This is a genomic window from Collinsella aerofaciens (assembly GCF_964243765.1).
Lineage (GTDB): Bacteria > Actinomycetota > Coriobacteriia > Coriobacteriales > Coriobacteriaceae > Collinsella > Collinsella aerofaciens_BU.
In genome coordinates, this window is the sequence record NZ_CAXTGI010000011.1 from 31,082 (window position 1) to 54,259 (window position 23,178).

The window sequence follows — 23,178 nt, forward strand, 5'->3', positions numbered from 1 at the left end:
GAGTTATGGCAGGCCTGTTCAACATCCTTAAGGTCACCGTCAGCGAGGACAAGATTTGCGCGCACGTGCTGGTGAACCCCGGCATGCCGCTCATGACCTCGGAGGATATCGAGGCCACGGCGCGCGTGTACTACCTGGTGCCCGCGATTGCCAAGCATCTGTGCCTGGGCGATTCGGGTCGCGAGTTCCAGGACTGCATGGGCCAGACTGAGCTTTGCCATCTGCTGGAGCACGTGACGGTTGAGCTCATGAACGAGACCGGTCTTGCTGGCAGCATCTCGTGCGGTCGCACGCGCGTGAGCGAGCATGACGAGCGCGTCTTTGAGGTTGAGCTTTCGTGTCCCGATGACGCGCTGGCCATTGGCGCGCTGTCGTCGGCGACCTTTATGATGGACTGGGCGTACCTGCACGCCGATCAGCCGGCCCCCGACGTGGAAGGCACGGTCGCGGGTCTGCGCAACCTGGTGCTGGGCATGCGCGCCGAGGCCGAGGGCAAGGACCCGCACGAGGCCGTTGCCGCTGCGAACGGCGAGGACGTGGCCGAGGATGCGCCCGAGGACGACGCTCCTGCCGACGCCGGCGCTGAGCCCGTTGCCGAGGCGCCTGCTGGGCCCGAGTCTGCGGAGCCCCAAGGCGTTCCGAGCTTTGACGACGAGCCGCAGATGCCAATCGATACCGAGGGCGCGGTCGTCGAGAACCACGAGGCCCCCGCGGCCGTCTTTGGCGGTGCGGCAACGGCTCCGTCCGGCTCGGCGCACGAGGGCAGCCTGCCGCTCGTCGATGGCGCCGGCGAAGACCCGGCCGCCACGGTGGCCATGCCGGTTGCGCCTCAGGAGTAGGCTCACTCGCTTATCACCATCATGTACCTGCGCCTTTACCGTACGCAGATGAGCGTGACGGCAAGTGTTGCGCTGCGGGTATAATGGACAGCATTCAAACGGTGGGCATCGAGGTGCCCGCAGGAGAGGAATGATCATGGGAAAGACTTTCAGCTTTGTCTCCGGTGCGCTCTTTGGTGCTGCCGCCGGCGCTATCATCGGCGTTGCTCTGGCCCCGCGCTCGGGTGCCGAGACCCGCGCCATGGCCGCCGATATCGCCAACGATGCCTGGGACAACATGCGTGACACCTACGAGCACAGTGCCGAGGAGGCTCGTGCCGCGGTCAACGACTTTGGTCCGATGGTCGACGCCAAGACCGATGACCTGCGCGCCAAGGTCGACCTGGCCCGCGAGCGCATGGACCAGCTTCGCGAGCAGCTCAACGATGCCATCTCGGGCGGCAACGTGACGCCCGCTGCCGACGTCGTGGTCGAGAACGTCGCTGAGGCCGACACCGAGGCCACGGAGCCCTCGACCGAGGCATAATGCGCGCAGGGGATTTTGTCGGCGTCAAGGTTTACCGCAAACCTGCCGAAGACAAGCGCACCAAAAAGGACGGCACGCCGCGCAGCCCTAAAAAGCTCGGCAAGATTCACTTTCCCGTCTTTACCCCGGGCGGCACGCGCGTGGTGGGCTTTATGGTCCGCCAGTCCGATATCGCGGGTATGATCGAGCGTCCCGACCGCTTTGTGGCGCTCGATGCCATCGGCGTCTATGAGGGTGCTGTCGCGGTCGACGACGTCAAGGGCACCTACGATGCCGCCGCGGCCAAGCGCCTCGATATCAACCTGGACGATTGCATCATCTGGGTCGGCATGGACGTGCGCACGGAATCGGGCGATGTCGTGGGCTACTGCTCGGACGTTGAGTTCAAGCCGCGCTCGGGTATTGTGCAGGTGTTCTACGTGACCGCCGGTGCCGCTTCGAGCGTGTTGGTGGGCGACACGCAGGTGCCGCCGACGATGCTGCGCGGCTACGAGAACGGCGCGATGATTGTCTCGGACGAGGTCAAGGCGCTCGGGTATTCGGGCGGCGCGGCCGCCAAGGCTGCCGAGGCCAGTGTCGTGGTAGGCGATAAGGTCAAGAAGGGCGCCAAGGTGCTCGATGACAAGGGATCGGTCGCCGTGGACAAGGGCAGTCGTGCACTGGGCAAGCAGCTCGGCAAGACGCGCGGTATGTTCAAGGCCTTTAAGGACGAATATCAAAAGGCGAGCGGGGGCTCGTCAAAAGCTAGCAAATAGAGACGTACCAAATGATGGGAGGCGAGCCGGAGACATGTTGCTCCGGCTCGCTGTGTTTATGGGGGAGGGCACATGCGCCAAAACGAATCTAACTTAAACGGGCGTTCGGGTGCGCGTCCGACGGCGCACCGCGACCTGGGGCAGCTGCCCAGTGGTCAGCGTCGACGTCGCCGTAAGCCCGGCGCGATGTACCTCAACCATAGCCGTGGGTTTAGCGATCGCAGCGCGCGTATCGGCAACGGGCGCTCGCCGAGTCGTCCGTCTCGCCTGCCCTATGCGCTTATCGCCGTGGGTTGCGCGCTCGTGCTGTTTATCGCTGCCGTCGTGGGCTACGTCAACCGCAGCGTGGACGTGGAGCTCAACGGGCAAAAGACCGCGGTGCGCGTGGGTTCTACGTTGCAGAATCTTATCGACGATCAAAGCCTGACCGAAACGTACGACGCCGGCGATCTGCTGGCCGTCGACGACAGCGTGCTCAAGCGCCATGGCGGCGAAAAGCTGTCGGTGAAGGTCGACGGCAAGCGCGTGAAGCAAGGCAAATGGGATAGTCGCGAACTTGAGGGCGGCGAGAAGGTGACGGTCAAGGACGGCCGCAACGTGTACGAAAAGCACGAGGTCCAGGCCACGACTATCGAGCCAAAGCTTAAGGTCGAGGGCACGGGTGCCATTGAGTATGTCAAAACCTGGGGCGTTCAGGGCCGCTCCGAGGTATGGGTCGGCGAGCAGTCGGGCAAGACGCAGGACCGCGGCGAGGTCGTGCCCGCCACCGACTGCGTAGTCGAGTGCGCAAGCGTAGCGCCCAAGGGCAACGAAAAGTACGTGGCCCTGACATTTGACGAGGGTCCGAGCGGCGCGACCAAGCAGATCTTGCAGGTGCTCAAGGAAAAGGGCGTCACGGCGACGTTCTTCCTGTCGGGCGATGCCGCGGAAGCCTCGCCCGCTACTGCCAAAGCGATTGTCGATGCCGGGTGCGAGATCGGCTCCAACAGCTACAGCGATGATTCGCTCAAGGGCGAGGATCGCGAGACGGTGCGCAAGCAGATCGCGAAGGGCACCGAGGCGATTAAGTCGGCGACCGGCGTCGAGACGATGTTGCTGCGTGCCCCCTACGCCGCGTTTGATGAGCAAAACTGGATCGATTCGATGGACCTGGTGTCCGCCGTGGTTTCGTGGAATATCGATTCGGGCGACTGGCTGCTCAACGGCGCTGACGAGCAAGTATCGACCGTGCTCGATTCGGTGACGCCAGGCAATATCGTGCTGCTCACCGATAGCGATGAGTGCGTCGAGCAGACGCTCGAGGCACTGCCGCAGATTATCGATGGCCTTGTCGCCGACGGCTACAAGATCGTGACGCTCAGCGACCTGGTCAAAACGGACACGGCATTGAGCAAAAAGCTCACCTCGCTCACCAAGGTTTCCATGCCCAAAAACGCCGTGTTCCCCCAACTCCCCGAGGACGATGACACCACGGACTAGTCATGTAAGAACGTCCCCAATGACTATGTCACGGATACGTCAGTGTTTGGTATGCCTGCAATGTGCAGCGCATAAATTCGGTGCCGCAGCGCGATGCTGATGCTATAGTTACTGCGGTTAATGAGGGTCAAGAGAAAGGTTACAGGTGAAATCCAAACCTCGACCATACAGTCGATGACCCCATGCAGGTGCTTTCTGCGCGTGCACGGGGTGTGAGCGTCGAGCGGCGTGCCGCCCGCGCATGCGTATACATGTCTAAAAGTCCACGGATTGCGTGCCGGCATGGCCACGCGGTCCGCAGGAATAATGATGGGGAGCACCATTGAATTATCTGAGTGAGATGCTCAAATTGCCGGTCTTGGACGTCGACGGCGAAAAGCTCGGCGTTGTGAACGATTTTGGCATTGCAACCGGCGAAGTTTTTCCGCACGTGACGTCGCTCGCGTTCCGTGGTCCCGGCAAGACGCCGTTTATGATCAGCTGGCGCAAATGGGTCGACCGTATCGACGAGACGGGTGTACACCTTAAGACGTCGGCCACCGAAATCCGTTTTTCGTACCTGCAGCCGACCGAGCTGTTGCTGGCGCGCGATGTTCTCAACAAGCAGATTGTCGACACACAGGGCATGAAGGTCGTGCGCGTCAACGACATCAAGTTCTCCATGTCGGGCGAAAATCAGCTGCGCCTGCTGGGTGCCGAGGTCGGTGCCCGCGGTCTGCTGCGTGCAATCAGCCCCGCGCTCGAGCACGTCGTCGAGGGCTTTATGAAGCACCTGGGCAAGCCGCTCAGCGAGGACATTATCGCCTGGTCTTATATGGACCTGCTCGATCGCTCGACTAAAAACATCCAGCTTTCGGTGTCGCACAAGACGCTTGGCGAGCTGCATCCTGCCGACATCGCTGACATCATCGAGCAGCTCGATCCGCGCCTGCGCGCGCAGGTGTTCGCCCAGCTCGATACGGCACAGGCCGCCGAGGCCATCTCGGAGTTCGATGACGACGAACTCATGACCGAGATGCTCGAGGGCCTGTCCGATACCGACGCATCGTCGATGCTGGCCATGATGGACCCGGACGACGCTGCCGACCTGATCGACGAGCTCGATTATGAGAAGGCCGAGAAGCTCCTGCGCCTGATGGGCGTCAAGGAGGAGAAGGCGATTCGTAATCTGCTGGGCTACGAGGACAACACCGCCGGCCGCATCATGACCTCGGAGTTTGTCTCGCTGCCCGCCACAGCGACGGTCGGCGATGCCATCGAGGCGATTCGCAAACTCGACGAGGACTTTGAGAGTGTCTATTACGTCTATACCGAGGATCCGAGCGGTATGCTGACGGGCGTGCTTTCGCTGCGCACGCTGATCGTGGCCGACCGCGACGCCACGCTGGGCCAGCTCGCCTATCGCGATCTGGTCTACGTGTCGCCCGACGAGGACCAGGAAGACGTGACGGACGAGATGACCAAGTACGACCTGGTTGCCATCCCTGTCTGCGACGAGAACCGTCATATCCTGGGTATCGTGACCTTCGACGACGCCATGGACGTTATCGCCGAGGAGCATCAGGAGGACCTGCAGATCGCCGGTGTCGGCTCGGGCGATAGCGCGTCGGACGACTCGACGAACGTGCTCAGCTGGTTCGTGCATCGTCAGTACTGGGTCGTCGTGTGGGGCATCGCCTCGTGCATTATGGCGACGGTGCTGGGGACGGCGCTGGGCTCCGCGCATCTGGTGGTGTTCCCCATGTGCGCCATGCCGCTCGTGCTGCTGGCTGCCTCGCGCATGGTGTCGTTCGTCAAGAACTACTTCCTCGAGTACGACGGTCACGACGACGAGCCCAAGCCGTACCTGGGATTCTTCTTCCAGAGCACGGGCATGGGCTTGATTCTGTCACTCGTGACCTACCTGTGCGCGCAGCTGGTGCGCACCGCCGCGTTCCCCGATGCCACTATGTTTGAGGAGCGGCTCTTTACCGGCTGCTTTAACATCGCGGCCATCATCTGCCTGATTGGCAACATGAGCGCTGTGATTTACCTGATGGTGCTGTTCTGGCGCGACGAGCACGACCTTAACACGTCGGGTACCGCCATGAACGTTATCGCCGTCATGATCTCGTGTGTGGCGTACTGCATCGCCGCGGTGCTGCTCACCATGTCGGTCATGGGATAGGTGGTCGCGTGCAAAACACGAAGCAAAAGGCGAGCGCCAAGCAAAAGCTGACCATCGCCGCCATCTTTGGCGCTATGGGCCCCGGTCTGTTGGCGGCGCTTTCGGGTAATGACGCCGGCGGCATCGCCACGTATTCCAGCGCGGGCGCCAGCTATGGTTACAAGATGCTCTGGATGCTTCCCGTCATGACCGTGCTGCTCATCGTGACGCAGGAGACCGCGGCGCGCTGCGGATGCGTCACGGGTAAGGGCCTGGCGTCGCTCATTCGCGAGCGCTTTGGCGTGCGCAAGAGCGTGCTGGCCATGGCGGCGCTGTTGATCGCCAACACGGCGGTGACCATCTCGGAGTTTGCGGGTATCGCGAGTGGCCTTGCCCTGTTTGGCGTGCCGGCGAGCATTTCGGTGCCGCTCGTGGCGCTGCTGGTGTGGATGCTTACCATGTCGGGCAGTTTCCAGCGCATCGAGAAGATTTTGCTGCTGGTAAGCTGCGTGTTCGTGACCTACATCGTCGCCGCGTTTATGGCCGGCCCCAACTGGGGCGAGGTCGCGGTCGACTTGGTCGTCCCCAATATTCAAAACGACCCCAGCTACGTGTCGCTCGTGGTCGCAACGATCGGTACCACCATCGCACCGTGGATGATCTTCTTGGCTCAGAACAACGTGGTCGATAAGAATGCGGGCGAGGACGACATCGTGCTGCAGCGTATTGATACCGTGAGCGGCTCGATTGCTGCTGATATCATTGCGGGCTTCATTATCATCACGACCGGTACGGTGCTGTTCCCGGCGGGTATTCAGATTAGCGATGCCGCCGATGCCGCCCGCGCGCTGGAGCCCATCGCGGGCCAGTGGTCCACGGTGTTGTTTGCCTCGGGCCTGGTCGCAGCGAGCTTTTTGGCTGCCTGCGTGCTGCCGGGCGTTACGTCGAGTGCCATCTGCGAGGCATTTGGTTGGGAACGAGGCGCCGATCGCAGCTGGGACGAGGCCCCGGTCTATCGCGGCATCATTACGGCCATCATCGGCATTTCTGCCGTGTTGGTGCTCATGCCCGGCGTCGATTTGTTCCAGATTATGATGACCTCGCAGGTCATCAACGGCGTGCTGCTGCCCGTAGTTTTGGTATTCCAGGTGGCTATCGCGGCGGATCGCCACATTATGGGGGCCAACCGCAACGGTCGCGTGTGGAACGTGCTCACGTGGGCGACTATCGGCGTGATTACGGTGCTGACGGTCGTCATGTTTGTGCTGCAAGCGATGGGCTACAGCGCGTAGCGCCTCTTTTGGGTTTCGAGCGGGCCGCGGCCATGGGCTGCGGCCTCTTTTTTGCCCGCTACAGGGGGTCAGTTATATAACGATGGGCAAAAAATGCCAAATATGAGTACTGTTGCTAGACTGATGACATTTACGGCCAAGAAGATAATGAACATAACCTATAGTATGTTCATTAAAATTGGCTCCAATACACCTTAAACAAGTCAGGTTGGCTGCTTTAGGGGGTTGTAGGGGTTGCTCGGACGTCATTTTGGGTGGTTTTGCCTGCTACTAAAATGGTAACAGTACTCATATTTGCCCTTTTTTGCCCACAGACCTTTGAGGTTGCGGCGAAAAGGGCTTGTTTTGATTGTTTGGGGCAGGCGCGAGGCGCGGAAACGATGCCTGGAGCGGCGGAGCGGCTTGAAATTCATCTCTAGAGGTCTTCATTGGCTGCGCCAGAAGTGCCTCAAGGTGCCGGTGCAAAAGGAGCGTCCCTAACTGCCGCAGGGGGCGTCGGCCACGGCCGACGCCCCCTGCGGGTGGAAGCAGATTTGGCCGCGTGTTACTTGTCGGTGCCCAGCTTGTGTGGTTTGTAGGCGAGGGCATTGACGAGTGCGTCGGCGGCGGATTTGACGGCTGCCGGCTGCGGATCGTTGACGTGGTCCTCGGGGTGCACGGGCAGGTCTTTCTTGACCGCATCGTGGATCAGGTTGAGGTATTCGGTCACGCCGGTGGTCGACAGGTGCGTGCCGTCGCCGTCGAACAGGTCGTTGCGGTTGGCGCTGTACCCGTACCAGTCGACAACGCGTACATTCTTGTAGCGCGTGGCGGCGTTGGCGATGGCCTGGTTCGTGGACCCGACCCACGGCTGCGGGCTACGCGTGTTTACAAACACGACAATGCGCTGCTCGCCGGCGTCGGCCATGATGGCGTCGATCTGGTCGTCGGTTACCAAGCCGTTGGTGCCCAGTGCAAAGACCACGATCTTGCCGGCAAGGTTTTGTTGGAGATAGCCCTCAAATGTCGCGCGGCCCGCATCAAACTGGCGGCCCTTTTCGGCATCGATATGGCTGTGCGGGAACACGCCGTCAAAGGAATCAACGGCGCGCAGCGACACGGAGTCACCGATCATCAACAGGTCGTAGGAGCCATCGGGGAAGCCGTCGTTGTCCTTGTCGGTATCGTCGGCCGCCTGCTGGTCGGTGGGCGCGGTGTTTTTGGCTTCCTTGTTGAGGACTTCGGCGCCCTCACCGCTCAGCGCGGAGGTCTCCGGCACAAAGATCAGGCCGCCCAGCGCGATGACAAGCACGATCCCGCAAGTGGCGCACACAGGAATATGCGCGCGCACCCAGTTGGCGGGCGTGGTGGTACCGTCGCGGAACTCGGCGACGATGCGGCCGAAGGCGCCCTTTCTAAACGGCGTCTCGATAAAGCGATATGAGCATTCGGCCACGGTGACCACCAACAGCACCTGCAAAATATACTGCCACCACGGCGTATCGTTGATGTTGGCGACCGGGTTCATAAGCAACAGCAGCGGATAGTGCCACAAGTAGATGCTGTACGAGCGTTTGCCAACCCACACGAGCGGCTCGGCGGACAGCGCGTGGGCAACCATTCCCTGGGGCTGCACGCAGGCCGCAATGACCATGAGCGTGAGGATGGAGCATAGCAGCGTGCCGCCGCGATATTGGAACGCGGTGTAGCCGTTGGTGAGCGCGACCATGGCGGCAAGGCCAACCAGACCGACGACGCCCAACACATCGATGGATGCGGGCGAAGACCAAAAGCGCACGAGGGCGCTCGGCTGTGCCGGGACGGTCTCGGCTGCGCCGTCGGTCGTAGCGTCATGCTTGCCCTCGGCGTTCTTGCCGTGCTTGGCGGCGCCAGCCAGGCGATTGAGCCCCAAACGATGAGCGAGACGCACCGGTGCCAGGTCGCAATCGGGGATAAAGGCCATCCAGGCGCCCAGCAGCAGCGAGAAGACGCGGGTGTCGGTGCCGTAGTACACGCGGCTGGGGTCGGCGGCGGGGTTATAGAGCACCATCATGGCGATGGCGGAGACGGCAGCCAGGCCCAGAACCACGCGGCGCGTGTTGGGCTTGCTCATGTGCATGGATACCATAGCGAGCAGCAGCGGGGGCCAAACCAGGTAGAACTGTTCCTCGATGGCGAGCGACCAAAAGTGCGTAAGCGGCGAGGGGTCGCCCAGAGCATTGAAGTACGAGACGTTTTGGGCAATCTGCCACCAGTTGTTGAAGAACAGCAGCGACGGCAGGATGTCGGGGCGCATCTTGGTGAGCATCACGTGGTTAAAGATGGTGCACAGCGCGCAGGTCACGAACACTACCGTTACCACGGCGGGGACCAGGCGACGGATGCGGCGGATCCAGAAGCTCTTGAGGTCGATGCGGCCGGTCTTAGCGACTTCGTTGAGCAGCAAGCGCGTGATCAGATAGCCCGAAAGCACAAAGAAGATCGTGACGCCAAGCAGGCCGCCCTGAGCCCACGTGAGGTTAAGGTGATAGAACACCACCGCGACGACGGCGAGCGTACGCAGACCGTCGAGTGCAGGGATGTAGCGGGACTTGGGGCGAGCAGGCGTCTGCTCCGCGGCGGGAGTGTTGGCGCGGCCCGCGTTGTTGGCAGAAGCGCGATGGGGGCTCGCGGTGCGTCGCGGTTCGTTGGCACGGCGTCCGCCCTTCACGCGTTCGTGCGGTGCCGGCTCGTTGCCCGTGCGGCGTCGACCGCGCGAGCCCGATTGCGAGAGTTGTTCCATAAAACATCATCCAATGACGAGAATAATCAGCACGCCTTCATTGTAACTGCCTGCTCCTGTGAATGCTTGCTGCTGGCGCAAGCTCAAGCGCGCGTCCACATCAAAGTGAACTAAAGTTATAGGGGGTGCGAGAGCACACGATTGACGGCCGACAGCGGGTGTAGAGCCCACGGACGAGGAGGTTTCCATGGCGGACCACAGCATCGTTGCGGTGTTCGGCAGCATGAACATGGACCTTTCGGTGGCGTGCGAGCGTATGCCGCGCGCGGGCGAGACAGTCGGTGGCAGCGGTTTTATCACCAACGCCGGCGGTAAGGGCGCCAACCAGGCCGTCGCCGCCGCGCGCATGGGTGCGCGCACGAGCATGATTGGCGCCGTTGGGCGCGATACCTTTGGCGATGTGCTCGTGGCGGGGCTTCAGGATGCCGGCGTGGGCGTTGAGTTTGTGACACGTCTCGATGGCGTGGAGACCGGTACCGCGACTATCATTCGCTGCGAGAGCGACAACCGCATCGTGCTGTCGCCTGGCGCCAACCATGCGCTTGCGGGCGAGGACGTTGCCCACGCGCTGAGGCGCTTGGTGGCCGACGAGCTCGACGGGGATGCCGGCGAGATCGCCCCGGCTGCCGGAAGCGTCTTTATTGCCCAGGGCGAATGTGACCTTGCGGCGACGGCCGAGGCGCTTGTTTGCGCTCACGAGCTGGGGTTCTATACGGTCTTTAATCCAGCGCCCGCCTGCGAGCTGCCTGCGGAGGTCTGGCCTGCGGTCGACCTGGTCTGCCCCAACGAGACCGAGTGCCAGGTGCTGACGGGCATTCTGCCCACAGATGATGCGAGTTGCGTCGCCGCGCTCAATGCGCTGCTCGACAAGGGCGCCGGCGCCGCGGTCATCACGCTGGGCGGCGCCGGCTCGGTTACGCTCGGCGATGGCGGTGAGCCGCTGCGCATGCCGGCGCTTTCGAGCGCGGTGGTCGATACGACGGCCGCGGGCGATACGTTTATCGGCGCGTTGGCGGCGGCTCGCCTAGAGGGCTTGCCGCTCTTTGAGTGCATGGCCGCGGGCGCTCGCGCCTCGGCAGTGACGGTGTCGCGCCTGGGCGCTCAGCAATCAATTCCCACGCGTGCGGAAGTCGAGCACAGGTTTGGTTTAGACGGTTTGGATGTAGACGGAGAAGCGGAGTAGAACAATGGCAACCAAGAAGCTGATCCTTGATCTGGATATGGGTGTGGACGATGCGATGGCGCTCGCCTATGTCATCGCGAGTCCCGAGGTGGAGCTCGTCGGCGTCACCACGTGCTTTGGCAACGTGCGCGTCGAGCAGTCGGCGCACAACTGCCTGGCGGTGCTCGACCTGTTGGGCCGTCCCGAGGTGCCGGTGTACCTGGGCGCCGATCGTCCCATGAAGGCGACCGAACCCTACACGCCGCCGGCGTCCACCGCGCTCATTCACGGCAAGAACGGTATTGGCGGCGCAAGCGTGCCCGCCTCGCCGTACGAGCCGGTGGGCGCGACGTCGGCCGACGGCAATGCGGCGGTCGATTACCTGATTGATGCCGCGCGTACCTATGGTCCCGATCTGGTCTACGTTGCGACTGGCCCGCTCACCAATCTGGCGCTTGCCCTGGAGCGCGATGCGGCGGCGATGATGTCCATCGGCCGCGTGGTCGTGATGGGCGGCGCCCTTACCGTGCCCGGCAACGTGAGCGCGGGCGCCGAGGCCAATATGGCGAGCGACCCCGAGGCGGCCGATGCCGTGTTGCGCTCGGGCCGCAAGCTCACCATGGTGGGCCTGGATGTGACGCATCGCGTGGTGCTCACACGTCGCGACGTTGCCGGCTGGACGGGCTCGGGCACCATGGCGGGCTGCGCGTTTGCGAGCATGGTCGAGCACTATATCGGTTCGTACGAGATGAACGCGCCCTACCTGGGCGGCTGCGCGCTGCACGATCCGCTGGCGGTTGCCGTGGCGATTGATCCCACGCTCGTGGGTGCGCTCGGCTGTAACCTTCGTGTCGACCTGCTGGGCGAGTATCGCGGCCGCACCATCTGCGACGAGCACCGCCTGTCCGATCCGGACAAGAGCGCGCTTGTGGCGCTGACCGTGGACGCCTCACGTTTCCTCGCGGAGTTTAAGACACGCATGGCCCGCATCCTTGGCTAAACGGTTTCTGTGCCCCGTTCCAGATTAGCTACCGAGTAAATACGCCCGTTGGGGGAATAGTCGCGTCGCTTCACTTGACAACAGGCTAAACTAGCTATTAAACATTTACTATTCTGTTTAGATTGAATTTGCGGTCGTTTAGTTGTCGAGTCCCGGGGCGGTCAGGCCACGATGCTCGACCGCGACCGTTACTAGGGGGAACAATGGCCAAAGCAAGTGTTCGCGAGATCAGCCGCATCACCGGTTTTTCGCCTGCGACCGTGTCCAACGCGCTCAACCGCAAGCGCAGCGTGAGCGAGGAGACCGCCAAGGTCATCCTGGAGTGCGCGCAGTCGCTCGGCTATCAGCAGTCGACGCAACTCGAGAGCATCCAGTTTGTGCTCGCGCGCAAGACGGGCGCCATCCTGGACGAGAGCACCTTCCATCCCGCGGTTATTGAGGGCGTGGAGCGCCAGGCGCGTCGCCACGGTATGAGCACGAGCTTTGTCTCGCTCGACTTTAGCGACCTGGACGCCGTGCGTCCGCAGGTCGAGGGCCTGATCGCCGACCCGTCTGCCGCCATCGTGCTGATGGGTACCGAGCTGGGTGAGGAAGATTACGCCCTGTTCGCCAACGCTGCCGCCCACCTGATCGTGCTCGACGGCTGGAGCGACCGCCAGTACTTTGATGCCGTAGTCATTGCCAATACCGATTCGGTGCTGCGCGCCGTGGACTACCTTATCGAGAAGGGTCACAGGCAAATCGGCTATCTGGCAGGCGATCTTCGTATCCGCAACTTTAAGGATCGCGAGCGCGGCTATCGCCAAGCACTTGAGGATGCGGGCCTCGAGGCAAACCCGGCATGGCGCGTCACGCTGGGCACCACGCTCGAAGGTGCCTATCGCGATATGGGTGCATGGCTCGACAGCGTCTCACGCGACGACCTGCCGACGGCTTTCTTTGCCGAGAACGACGTGCTCGCCGTGGGTGCCATGCGCGCGTTCAACGAGCACGGCATTCGCGTGCCCGAGGATGTCTCGATCATCGGCTTTGACGACCTATCTCTGGGCGCCTTCTCCAACCCGCCACTCACCACGGTGCATGTTCCCAAACACGAGGTGGGCGAGATCGCGGTGCGCCGTCTGGTGGGTAACATCCGCAATCCCAAGAGCTATACCTGCAAAACGGCCGTGTCGACCTATTTTGTCGAGCGCCAGAGCGTGCGCGAAATCTAGGCGGAGACGGCATTGCCTGCAGCGTGCCAAAGCTCGCTAGGGCAGTTAACATAGTGCCATTCAGAAGAGGGTCCTTCGGGGCCCTCTTTTTGTTGCCCTTGTATGTTCAGATTGTTTACATACCGTTTAGGCTGATTTCTCTACCGTTTACGAGACTTTCGCGCTAAACTTTTAAACAAAAGAGTAAAACATTTAGTAAACAGAACAAAACGAAACACACATCTGTTTACTGAACATGTGATAAGGGGAGGACGTACATGGATAAGATCAAGCTCGGCTTTGTACCCACGCGCCGCAGCATCTTTAGCGCGCCGGACGCGATCAAGTATCGCGGCCTGACGGCTGATCGTCTGCGCGAGATCGGCGTCGACATCGTGGATATCGACGACATCAACGACGAGGGCCTGCTGTTCGACGACAGCCATATCGCGCCTATCGTCGAGAAGTTCCGCGCCGAGGGCGTCGACGGCATCATGCTGTGCCACGCCAACTTTGGTACCGAGTATGTCTGCGCCCGCCTTGCGCGCGAGCTCGGCTTGCCCGTGCTGCTGTGGGGCCCGCGCGACGAGCGCCCCGAGCCCGACGGCACTCGTCTGCGCGACAGCCAGTGCGGTCTGTTCGCGACCGGCAAGGTCCTGCGTCGCTTCCAGGTTCCCTTCACCTACATGACCAACTGCCGTCTGACCGATCCCGAGTTCGAGCGCGGTGTCTGGGACTTTTTGGCCGTGTGCAACGTGGTCAAGACTTTCAAGCACACCCGCATCCTGCAGATGGCCACTCGCCCGTTCGACTTCTGGTCCACCATGTGCAACGAGGGCGAGCTGCTCGAGAAGTTCAACATTCAGCTTTCGCCCATCCCCATGACCGAGCTTGTCCAGGCCGTGCGCGACGCCCAGGCCGACGAGCAGGCCATGGCAGCCATGCTCGCCCACATTGGTGACAGCTTTGAGATCTGCATTCCCGAGGACAAGGTCCCCGCGGTCGCCGGTCTTGCTATCGCCATGAAGCGCTTGGTCGAGAAGTATGGCTGCAACGCCGGTGCCATTCAGTGCTGGAACGCTCTGCAGGACGAGCTGGGCATTATGCCCTGCGCTGCCAACGCCATCCTCAACGAGATGGGCATTCCTATCGTATGCGAGACCGATATCCACGGCGCCATCACCGCGCTGATGGTCGAGGCCGCCGACCTGGGCCGTCACCGCGGCATGTTTGCTGACTGGACTGTGCGTCATCCCGACAACGAGAACGGCGAGCTGCTGCAGCACTGCGGCCCCTGGCCCTGCAGCTGCGCGGCCGTCAAGCCCAAGCTCACTTACCCGCTGGCTTTCGATCACCCCGGCGCGCTGACGGCCGAGGCCAAGCACGGCGACCTCACCCTTGCCCGCTTTGACGGCGACAACGGCGAGTACTCGCTGCTGCTGGGCAACGCCCGCGGCATCGACGGCCCGGCCGGCATGGGCACCTACCTGTGGGTCGAGGTCGACAACCTCAAGCGCCTCGAGGCCAAGATCGTCGAGGGTCCCTACATCCACCACTGCGTCGCCATTCACGCCAACGTGGTGCCGGTGCTCTACGAGGCGTGCAAGTACATCGGCATTGTCCCCGACCTGTACGACCCCATCGAAGAAGACGTCAAAGCTTACCTGCGAGGAGAGTAGAAATGGCAACTATCGAAGAGCTTGAATCCCTGCGTTGGGACCTTCGCCGCGATTGCGTCGATATCATCATGGCTGGCGCCGGCGGGCACATCGGCGGCGACATGTCGGTCATCGATGCGCTGATGACCCTCTACGCCAACCACCTCAACATTTCTCCCGAGACCGTCGACGATCCCAACCGCGATCGCTTCGTGCTCTCCAAGGGCCACGCCATGGAGGCCTACTACGCGGTGCTCTGCCACGAGGGCTATCTTGACCTCGATGACGTCAAGGCCCGCTTCTCCAAGTTCGGCAGCCCCTACATCGGCCACCCCAACAACAAGCTCAAGGGCATCGAGATGAACTCGGGCTCGCTGGGTCACGGCCTGCCCGTGGCCGTCGGGATGGCGCTTGCCGGCAAGATGGATGGCCGCGACTACCGCGTCTACACCATCATGGGCGACGGCGAGCTTGCCGAGGGCTCGGTCTGGGAGGGCGCCATGAGCGGCGGCAACTACCAGCTCGATAGCCTGTGCGCGCTCGTGGACCGCAACCGCCTGCAGATCAGCGGCAGCACCGAGGACGTCATGAAGCAGGATTCGCAGGAGGAGCGCTGGGCCGCCTTCGGTTGGAACGTGCTGTCCATTCCGGGCAACGACGTCCAGGCCATCGACGCCGCGCTGACGCTGGCCGCCGAGACCAAGGGTAAGCCCACGGTCATCATCCTCAACACGGTGAAGGGCTACGGCTCGCCGGTTATGGAGGACAAGGCCGCCTGGCATCATCACCTGCCCAACGATGAGGAATATGCCCAGATCATCGCCGATTTCGCTGCCCATAAGGAGGCTATCAATGGCTAACAAGATCGCCAACCGCAAGGTTATCTGCGACACGCTGCTCGAGGCCGCCGCAACCGATAAAGACATCGTCGTCCTGTGCTCCGACTCCCGCGGCTCCGCGTCGCTCACGCCGTTCTTCGATCAGTATCCCCAGCAGTCCATTGAGGTCGGCATTGCCGAGCAGGACCTGGTGAGCATCGCTGCCGGCATGGCCTCGTGCGGTAAGAAGGCCTGGGCCGCCTCGCCGGCGTCCTTTGTGACCACGCGTTCGTATGAGCAATGCAAGGTCGACGTTTCGTACTCCAACACCAACGTCAAGCTCATCGGCATCTCGGGCGGCGTGTCCTATGGCGCCCTGGGTATGAGCCACCATTCTGCGCAGGATATCGCCGCTATGAGCGCGATTCCCAACATGCGCGTGTATCTGCCGAGTGACCGCTTCCAGACCGCCGAGCTTGTGCGCGCCCTGGTAGCCGACAACAAGCCGGCCTACATCCGCGTGGGCCGCAACCCGGTCGAGGACGTGTACACCGAGGACGAGTGCCCGTTCCAGATGGACCGCGCCACCTGGGTGCGTCGCGGCACCGATGTGACGATTGTCGCCACCGGCGAGATGGTCCGCCATGCCGTGGACGCCGCCGACCTGCTGGCCGAGCAGGGCATCTCGGCAACGGTGCTCGACATGTACTGCGTCAAGCCGCTCGATACCGAGGCCGTGATCGAGGCCGCCGGGGCTACGCGCGCTGTCGTGACCGTCGAGGAGCACAGCCCCTTCGGCGGCCTGGGTTCCATGGTCGCGCAGGTCGTGGGCGAGCATTGCCCGCGTCCGGTCAAGTGCCTGAGCCTGCCCGACGCGCCGGTCATCACCGGCACGAGCCCCGAGGTCTTCGCGCACTACGGCCTCACCGGCGAAGGCATTGCCAAGACGGTTGCCGAGTTCCTGCCCGCAGAGTAATTGGAATGTGACAAAGGGACAGTCCCTTTGTCACATTCATTTTGAAAGGGGTGGCCATGGGCCGCTACATCATCGGTATCGACCAGTCCACGCAGGGCACTAAGGCGCTGCTGGTGGACGAGGGCGGCCATCTGATCCATCGTGCCGATCGCCCGCATCGCCAGATTGTCAACGAGGCTGGCTGGGTGAGCCATGATCCAGCCGAGATCGCCGCCAACGTGCTGGCCGTGGCGCGCGCCGTGGTGGAGGAGACTGGGGTAGATCCGGCTGACATCGCCGGCATCGGTATTTCCAACCAGCGCGAGACTACCGTTGCCTGGAGGCGCACGACGGGCGAGCCGCTGTGCGACGCCGTGGTGTGGCAGTGCGCCCGCGCCCGCGAGCTGTGCGACGAGCTGGCCGCGCGCGAGGGCGTGGCCGAGCTGGTGCGTGACACGACGGGCCTGGTGCTCTCGCCCTACTATCCGGCGGGCAAGATGGCTTGGATCCTCGAGAACGTTCCCGCGGCAGCCGAGGCCGCGGCGGCGGGCGAGCTGTGTCTGGGCACTATCGACGCCTGGGTGGTCTGGACGCTCACGGGCGGCGCGGAGTTCCGCTGCGACTGGTCCAACGCCAGCCGCACACAGCTCTTCGACCTGCGCCGTGGCTGCTGGAGCGAGCCGGTGTGCGAGGCCTTTGGCGTCGACGTGGCCTGCCTGCCGCAGGTGACCGATTCCGACGGCCTGTTTGGCACAACGGACCTGGGTGGCTTTTTGCCGGCTCCCGTGCCGGTGCACGGCGTGCTGGGCGACAGCCATGCGGCCCTGTTTGCGCAGGGCTGCCACAGCCGCGGCATGGCCAAGGCGACCTATGGCACCGGCAGCTCGGTCATGATGAACGTCGGCGACGAGTTTGTTGCCAGCTCACACGGGCTTTCGAGCTCGCTTGCGTGGCGTATGGACGGTGTGACCGAGTACGTGCTCGAGGGCAACGTGAGCTACGCCGGCGCCGTCAAGACATGGCTACGCGACGACCTGGAGCTCATCAACAATCCCGAGGAAGTCACCGACCTGTGCTACGCCGCCAATCCGGCGAGCCGCGTCTACTTTGTGCCGGCGTTTACCGGTTTGGGCGCGCCGCACTGGGCGAGTGACGCCGAGGGCTGCGTCTTTGGCATGACGCGTACCACGGGTCGCGCGGAGTTCGTAAAAGCTGCAGACGAATCGATTGCCTATCAAATCTTTGACGTAATTGACGCAATGGTCGAGGATTCTGGCGCGGCGCTTTCCGAGCTTCGTGTTGATGGCGGTCCCACGCGCGATGCGTACCTGATGCAGTTTGAGAGCGATCTGGTCGGCTCGCCCATCCGCATTGCGAGCAACGACGAGATGAGCGGTCTGGGCGCGGCCTGGGCCTGCGGCATTGCGCTGGGCATGTACACGCGCGACGTCGTTGACGTCTACGGCGCCCGCGGCATCGTGGAGCCTGCCATGTCTGCCGACGAACGAGCCAAAAAGATCGCCGGCTGGCGCCATGCCGTCAAGGCGACAATCGCATACACCGCCTAGGCGGCTGCGCGGCGCCCGCAGGCTATCCCCGGATTCAAAAATTATTGGTTCCTCGTCCCGTGTAGCTCATTTGGGACGGGGCTTTTTTGACTGGTATGATTGGTGCGACCATTCGAACCAGCTAAAAGAGCCCCGTCCTAAATTGACTATCGAGAGGATCTGCCATGGAGCGTATCGCGAGCTTCTCTGTTGACCATCTGCTGCTCGAGCCCGGCGTGTATGTGAGCCGCATCGACCGCGATCCGGCGACCGGCGCCGCCGTCACCACCTTTGACCTGCGCCTGACCACGCCCAACAAAGAGCCGGTCATGAACACGGCCGAGTGCCACACCATCGAGCACCTGGGTGCGACGTTCCTTCGCAACCATGCCGAGTGGTCGAGCCGCATTGTCTACTTTGGCCCCATGGGCTGCCGCACGGGCTTTTACCTGGTTGTCTTTGGCGAGCTGACGAGCGAGGAGATCTTGCCGCTCGTGCGTGAGCTGTTCGAGTTTGTCGCTGGCTTTGAGGGTGATGTCCCCGGCGCCGCTCCCGAGGAGTGCGGCAACTACCTGGACCAGAACCTCCCCATGGCAAACTGGCTCGCGCGCCGCTATCTCGACCGTGACCTGGCCGATATCGACGAGAAGCACCTGCACTACCAGCAGGCGTAAGGGCCGCCCTCTGCCTCCAAACCGTTCACACGGAGATATCGACCGTTTAACTGTTTAGAAGTGTTTATTCGAGGTCATTAGCACTAGCTCGCTTAAACTAGTTCTCAAAGTGATATTCAGGCAAGGCTCCTGAAGCAGCATCTGTTGACATTGATTGTCGGATTCTGCTTCGGGAGCCTTGTTCTGTTTAGGGGGGCACATGGAAATTGTTAAACGAATTAATACCAGCGCTGTCCTCTGCGTCGATGGAAATGGCAGACAGTTGGTTGCATTCGGCCGTGGTCTGGGGTTCAAGAATGTCGGAGACGAGGTCCCTCTTTCGGAGATTCAACGAACGTTTTATAACGTTAGCTCTCGCTACATCGCTCTCGTTGACGAGGTCCCCGACGAGCTTCTCGAGCTTACCTCGGATGTTATTGATATGTCGACAGGTTTGCTGCCTTATGAGGTGAGCCCTAATTTGCCGTTTATCCTTGCGGACCATATCGCGTATGCGGTTAAGCGCAAAGAGCAAAATATCGTTGTCCGCATGCCTTTATCGTTTGATGTCCGCCAACAATATCCCGTCGAATTTAAAATCGGCGAGTATGCACTTAGGATAATCAGGAAACGTCTTAACGTTAGGCTTCCAGCTCATGAGGCAGTTGGAATTGCCATGGCGTTTATCAATAACATGGCCGATTCGGACTCATGCGAAGTAGTTAAAGAGTTTAGCGCGGATATCTACGATCGTGTTCTGGAGGAGTCAACCGTTGCTGTTGAAAATCGGCTTGGCATTCAAGTTGATCGGGAAGGTTTCGATTACGCAAGGTTCGCAACCCATCTTCAGTACTTATTCAATAGGTTGAACTCTGGCGAAAGCATCGTGAGCGACAACCGCAAGATGTACCTCTCGCTCAAAAAAGAATATCCGGTGGCATCAATGTGCGCCGATGATATTGCTTCTGTTCTCAGCCGACTGACGGGGCGGGAACTTATAGACGAAGAAAGACTCTACCTCATGATGCACATCAATCGAATTGCATCGAAAACAAGGTAATTAGTTGGCAAAGGCGCGCGCTTTGCTGATGGTTACATATAAAACTCAACATGGGAGAAATGGTATTTATGGCAGATACAACCAAGCTCGCTGCCGAGATTCTCGAGATGGTGGGCGGCGCAGACAACGTTACATTTGTAGCTCACTGCATGACTCGTTTAAGGTTCAACCTTAAGGACGAAAGCATCGTAGACGATGCAAAAGTCAAGGCGATTGATGGCGTGATCGACATTCGCCATTCCGCGGGGCAATATCAGGTGATTGTGGGACCTAAGGTCGATAAGGTCTATGAAATCGTTGCCAAGGAAACCGGGATTGACGCCGGAGATTCCGAGGCAAGCGAAGGAGAGACTAAGGGCTTTCTGGGAAAGCTAATGAAGTTCATCAGCGGCATCATGATGCCCGTTCTTCCTGCCTTGATCGCATGCGGATTGATAAACGCCATCCTTAGCATTCTGACGACGGCGGGTGCTGTTTCCGCCGAGAGCGGAATATACACTCTGCTGTACGGCATGGGAAATGCCTGCATGTATTTCCTGCCCGTTCTTGTCGGATCATCTGCTGCTCAGTTCTTTGGAACCGATCGATATATCGGTGCGGTACTCGGCGCAATCCTGGTTTATCCGACTTTCGTTGCTGCGGCCGGAGCGGGCGATGCGCTGGATTTGCTCGGCATGAAGTTCACAATGGTGAGCTATTCCTCCACGGTGTTTCCTGCTATCGTGGCGGCTTGGTTCGCATCCGTTCTTAATAAGTGGCTGCGGGCGGTTCTTCCCGATGTTGTGGCATTTGCGCTCGTCCCGTTCCTGACGGTTGCTGTTGCCGCCCCCGTCTCGCTCCTTGTGATCGGCCCCGTTATTCAGCAGGCGAGCTCTTTGCTTGCGGCTGCAGTGCTGGCGGTCTATCAGTTCAGCCCCGTCCTTTGCGGCGTTATTCTCGGGCCGATATTCGGTCTCGTTATGATCCCCCTTGGACTCCATTGGGCCCTGATCGTGCTTTCCATCAACAATATTATGACCGTCGGCTCCGATCCTATCCTTGGACTTCTCTGCTGCAGCATGGGTGTTGTCGGCGCTTGTTTGGCGTTTGCCCTCCGCTCGAAGGACCCGAGTGAAAAGAGTCTTGGGTTCAGCTGTGCCATTACGGGCTTTTTCGGGATTACGGAACCGGCGCTGTACGGCATCATCTTGGAGCACAAGAAGATCATTATCGCTTCCATGGTCGCCGGAGCAATCAGTGCTGTTATCCCGGCGATTTTCAACACCTGTACGTTCGTTATGACGTCGAGCGGCATTTTTAGCTTCCCCGGTTATATGGATCCTTCTGGTGATATGAGCAGCCTCATCGGCGCAATTCTTTGCAATGTCGTCGGTTTAATTCTTAACTTCGTTCTCGTTTACATCCTGTATCGCCCTGATGAAGAGGCGGTAGTGGAGTAGACAATTATTCGGGATGTAAGCTGCCGAAAACCCCGCGGCAGATTGCATGTGGTGGGCTTGCCGTTGATTCACGCGAGCCCACCCTCATTTTTGGAGTGACTAGCTATGACAATTACTGCCGATATGACGTTTGGCGAAATCGCGCTCCTTCCTGAGTTCGCTGGCTTTGGCGAGCACCTTATGCTTTGCCGGCCTTCAACTTGGGAGCGCATGTGGAATAAACCCATTGTGTCTCATATGAATTCTGATGCTAATCCATATGAAACTGCTCGCGTTTTGCGTGGATTGAATCGAATTGTCGAGCTCGTGGATGACGGGAGGCAGGTTGCCTACGATATTTGGGATGAAGCCGACTGCATCCGTGATCCGACTCGGCGCAATACGAAACTGTTCTTCTTTCCCGGGAGACCTAGGGCTCCCTTTATCATTGCGGTTTCGGGCGGAGGTTATCAGAGCGTTTGTCATCAAGTGGAAGGCTTTCCCGTTGCCCCCGAGCTCAACGATGCGGGCTATAACGTGTTCGTGCTGTCATACAGGGTGAGGGTCGAGCCTTTGATGCCGCGCCCAATCGACGATTTAAATCGAGCCGTCCGTTTTGTCCTGGAGAATTCAGCGAAATTTAATGTCGCAAAAAGTTATGCAGTTATCGGCTTTTCTGCTGGTGCGCATTTAACTGCCGAGTGGGGGACGGACAACAAGGGATTTGCGTCCTACGGATGCGAGGCGCCAAAAGCCTTGGCCCTGTGTTATGCACCGATTGATCTTCATGGCTTTGAGAACGCATCAGACAATAGATTTCTTGATTCGGTGTGCGGCGGGGCTGGTCGCGACTCGCTCGATGATTTCTGTATTAATCAGCATGTGTGGGAGCAGTATCCTCCGACATATCTTTGGCAATGCGCTGACGATGATATTGTATCGCCCGACAATTATGAAAAGATGGTCGATGCTCTGGATGCAGCTGGAGTACACCATGAGGGAGTCATGTATTCAGAAGGGGGGCACGCATTGATGAAGCCCCATGCGCCGGAGACCGACTACTGGTGTATGAGCGTTATTGAGTTTCTTAAAGATTATCTCGACTAGGAAACTGCATGTCGCTTTTTGAGCGGGTGATTTCGTCATGCAATGTTTTCGGTATTGAACGTGGTCGTGGATGAATGATGTTCTAGAATGTTCGTACTGTCACATAAACGAACAGGAGCGAACATGCATATCTACTCTGTATCAGATCACGAGTTCAAATCTTATGGCTGCGTGTGGAACGACGTTCCGTCCAACCTGACCGCTCCGCTCATCGAGGCGCTCTCTGCCACGCCCATCCCCGAGGGCAGTAAGTACGTAGCAAGCGCGCCGGAGCTCGAGGGCGTCAAGGATGCCGATAAGCTGGGCTTTCTCATGTACGGCGGCCGCCCCTTCCAGCTCGGCTGGTGCAACGGGCACAACACACGCCTCAACTGCCTGGAGTATCACCGCGCCAGCGAGTTTAACCTGGGCGCCCGCGACTTTATCCTGCTCGTGGCGCATCGCTGGGAGATCGAGGACGGCAAGCTTGACACCGCGTGCGTTAAGGCGTTCCGCGTGCCGGCGGGCAAGGTCGTTGAGGTCTTCAACACCACGCTCCACTACACGCCCTGCATGGTCGACGACGGTGGCTTCCAGGTGATGGTGGCGCTGCCGGCGGGCACCAATGGCCCGCGCCCCGAGGCTGCAGCCGACATGCCTGCCGCCGGTGACAGCTACTGCTACTGGAAGGCCGACAAGTGGGTCCTCTGCCACGCCGACAGCCCCAAGGCAGCCGAAGGCGGCTACGTGGGCCTCGTCGGCAAAAACCTCGACATCACCTGCGACTAGGGGCTTCCTGTTTGTCTCGATCTGTAACATCTAGCGGGTTA

19 protein-coding genes are annotated in these 23,178 nt (G+C 60.6%); 18 read left to right on the top strand and 1 reads right to left on the bottom strand.

Annotation, left to right across the window (positions count from 1 at the left end; all coding sequences use genetic code 11):
* Nucleotides 1-5 precede the first annotated feature (5 nt).
* From ACESSC_RS08075 to ACESSC_RS08100, 6 genes are all read left to right on the top strand, one after another.
* A complete protein-coding gene (locus tag ACESSC_RS08075; protein WP_221696333.1) occupies nt 6-839 on the top strand; it encodes a cyanophycin synthetase family protein in 834 nt (277 codons plus the stop codon).
* Nucleotides 840-975: 136 nt separating this feature from the next.
* Complete coding sequence (locus tag ACESSC_RS08080; protein WP_117630034.1) at nt 976-1,365, top strand: YtxH domain-containing protein; 390 nt, start codon at nt 976-978, stop codon at nt 1,363-1,365.
* Nucleotides 1,365-2,120 (top strand): PRC-barrel domain containing protein, encoded by a 756-nt coding sequence (locus ACESSC_RS08085; protein WP_373162366.1) that lies wholly within the window; start codon nt 1,365-1,367, stop codon nt 2,118-2,120. Before ACESSC_RS08080 ends, ACESSC_RS08085 begins: the two co-directional genes overlap by 1 nt.
* A gap of 72 nt (nt 2,121-2,192) precedes the next feature.
* Nucleotides 2,193-3,599: a polysaccharide deacetylase family protein gene (locus ACESSC_RS08090; RefSeq protein ID WP_373162367.1), complete on the top strand. Its 1,407-nt coding sequence runs from the start codon at nt 2,193-2,195 to the stop codon at nt 3,597-3,599.
* Between the two features lie 340 nt (nt 3,600-3,939).
* The gene (locus tag ACESSC_RS08095; protein WP_443985206.1) at nt 3,940-5,766 is read left to right on the top strand and encodes a magnesium transporter; all 1,827 of its coding nucleotides are present in this window, start codon (nt 3,940-3,942) and stop codon (nt 5,764-5,766) included.
* Between the two features lie 74 nt (nt 5,767-5,840).
* A complete protein-coding gene (locus ACESSC_RS08100; RefSeq protein WP_373162410.1) occupies nt 5,841-7,037 on the top strand; it encodes an Nramp family divalent metal transporter in 1,197 nt (398 codons plus the stop codon).
* A 544-nt stretch (nt 7,038-7,581) separates the two neighbouring features.
* Here the strand turns inward: ACESSC_RS08100 and ACESSC_RS08105 are convergent.
* On the bottom strand, nt 7,582-9,798 hold the full coding sequence (locus ACESSC_RS08105; protein ID WP_373162371.1) for an acyltransferase family protein: 2,217 nt from the start codon (nt 9,796-9,798) through the stop codon (nt 7,582-7,584).
* A 187-nt stretch (nt 9,799-9,985) separates the two neighbouring features.
* Here ACESSC_RS08105 and ACESSC_RS08110 point away from each other — a divergent pair, with 187 nt between their 5' ends.
* The 12 genes from ACESSC_RS08110 to ACESSC_RS08165 all read left to right on the top strand — a co-directional run bounded on the left by ACESSC_RS08110 (nt 9,986) and on the right by ACESSC_RS08165 (nt 23,137).
* A complete protein-coding gene (locus ACESSC_RS08110) occupies nt 9,986-10,981 on the top strand; it encodes a ribokinase (RefSeq protein ID WP_373162372.1) in 996 nt (331 codons plus the stop codon).
* Nucleotides 10,982-10,985: 4 nt separating this feature from the next.
* Nucleotides 10,986-11,960: a nucleoside hydrolase gene (locus ACESSC_RS08115; protein WP_373162374.1), complete on the top strand. Its 975-nt coding sequence runs from the start codon at nt 10,986-10,988 to the stop codon at nt 11,958-11,960.
* A 203-nt stretch (nt 11,961-12,163) separates the two neighbouring features.
* A complete protein-coding gene (locus ACESSC_RS08120) occupies nt 12,164-13,174 on the top strand; it encodes a LacI family DNA-binding transcriptional regulator (protein ID WP_117769779.1) in 1,011 nt (336 codons plus the stop codon).
* Between the two features lie 257 nt (nt 13,175-13,431).
* Nucleotides 13,432-14,832 carry an L-fucose/L-arabinose isomerase family protein gene (locus ACESSC_RS08125; protein WP_373162376.1) on the top strand — a complete coding sequence of 467 codons (1,401 nt, stop codon included), beginning with the start codon at nt 13,432-13,434 and terminating at the stop codon, nt 14,830-14,832.
* A 2-nt stretch (nt 14,833-14,834) separates the two neighbouring features.
* Nucleotides 14,835-15,671 carry a transketolase gene (locus tag ACESSC_RS08130; RefSeq protein WP_373162378.1) on the top strand — a complete coding sequence of 279 codons (837 nt, stop codon included), beginning with the start codon at nt 14,835-14,837 and terminating at the stop codon, nt 15,669-15,671.
* Nucleotides 15,664-16,605 carry a transketolase family protein gene (locus ACESSC_RS08135; protein ID WP_373162379.1) on the top strand — a complete coding sequence of 314 codons (942 nt, stop codon included), beginning with the start codon at nt 15,664-15,666 and terminating at the stop codon, nt 16,603-16,605. Before ACESSC_RS08130 ends, ACESSC_RS08135 begins: the two co-directional genes overlap by 8 nt.
* A gap of 56 nt (nt 16,606-16,661) precedes the next feature.
* The gene (locus ACESSC_RS08140; RefSeq protein WP_373162381.1) at nt 16,662-18,152 is read left to right on the top strand and encodes an FGGY family carbohydrate kinase; all 1,491 of its coding nucleotides are present in this window, start codon (nt 16,662-16,664) and stop codon (nt 18,150-18,152) included.
* Nucleotides 18,153-18,316: 164 nt separating this feature from the next.
* Nucleotides 18,317-18,805, top strand: coding sequence for an S-ribosylhomocysteine lyase (locus ACESSC_RS08145; protein ID WP_117583665.1), 489 nt, complete (start codon nt 18,317-18,319; stop codon nt 18,803-18,805).
* Nucleotides 18,806-19,004: 199 nt separating this feature from the next.
* On the top strand, nt 19,005-19,844 hold the full coding sequence (locus ACESSC_RS08150; protein ID WP_099432486.1) for a PRD domain-containing protein: 840 nt from the start codon (nt 19,005-19,007) through the stop codon (nt 19,842-19,844).
* A 68-nt stretch (nt 19,845-19,912) separates the two neighbouring features.
* A complete protein-coding gene (locus ACESSC_RS08155) occupies nt 19,913-21,283 on the top strand; it encodes a PTS transporter subunit EIIC (RefSeq protein WP_373162383.1) in 1,371 nt (456 codons plus the stop codon).
* A gap of 105 nt (nt 21,284-21,388) precedes the next feature.
* The gene (locus ACESSC_RS08160; RefSeq protein WP_117766239.1) at nt 21,389-22,369 is read left to right on the top strand and encodes an alpha/beta hydrolase; all 981 of its coding nucleotides are present in this window, start codon (nt 21,389-21,391) and stop codon (nt 22,367-22,369) included.
* 123 nt (nt 22,370-22,492) lie between these two features.
* Nucleotides 22,493-23,137 carry a DUF4867 family protein gene (locus ACESSC_RS08165; RefSeq protein ID WP_117773695.1) on the top strand — a complete coding sequence of 215 codons (645 nt, stop codon included), beginning with the start codon at nt 22,493-22,495 and terminating at the stop codon, nt 23,135-23,137.
* Nucleotides 23,138-23,178: the final 41 nt, after the last annotated feature.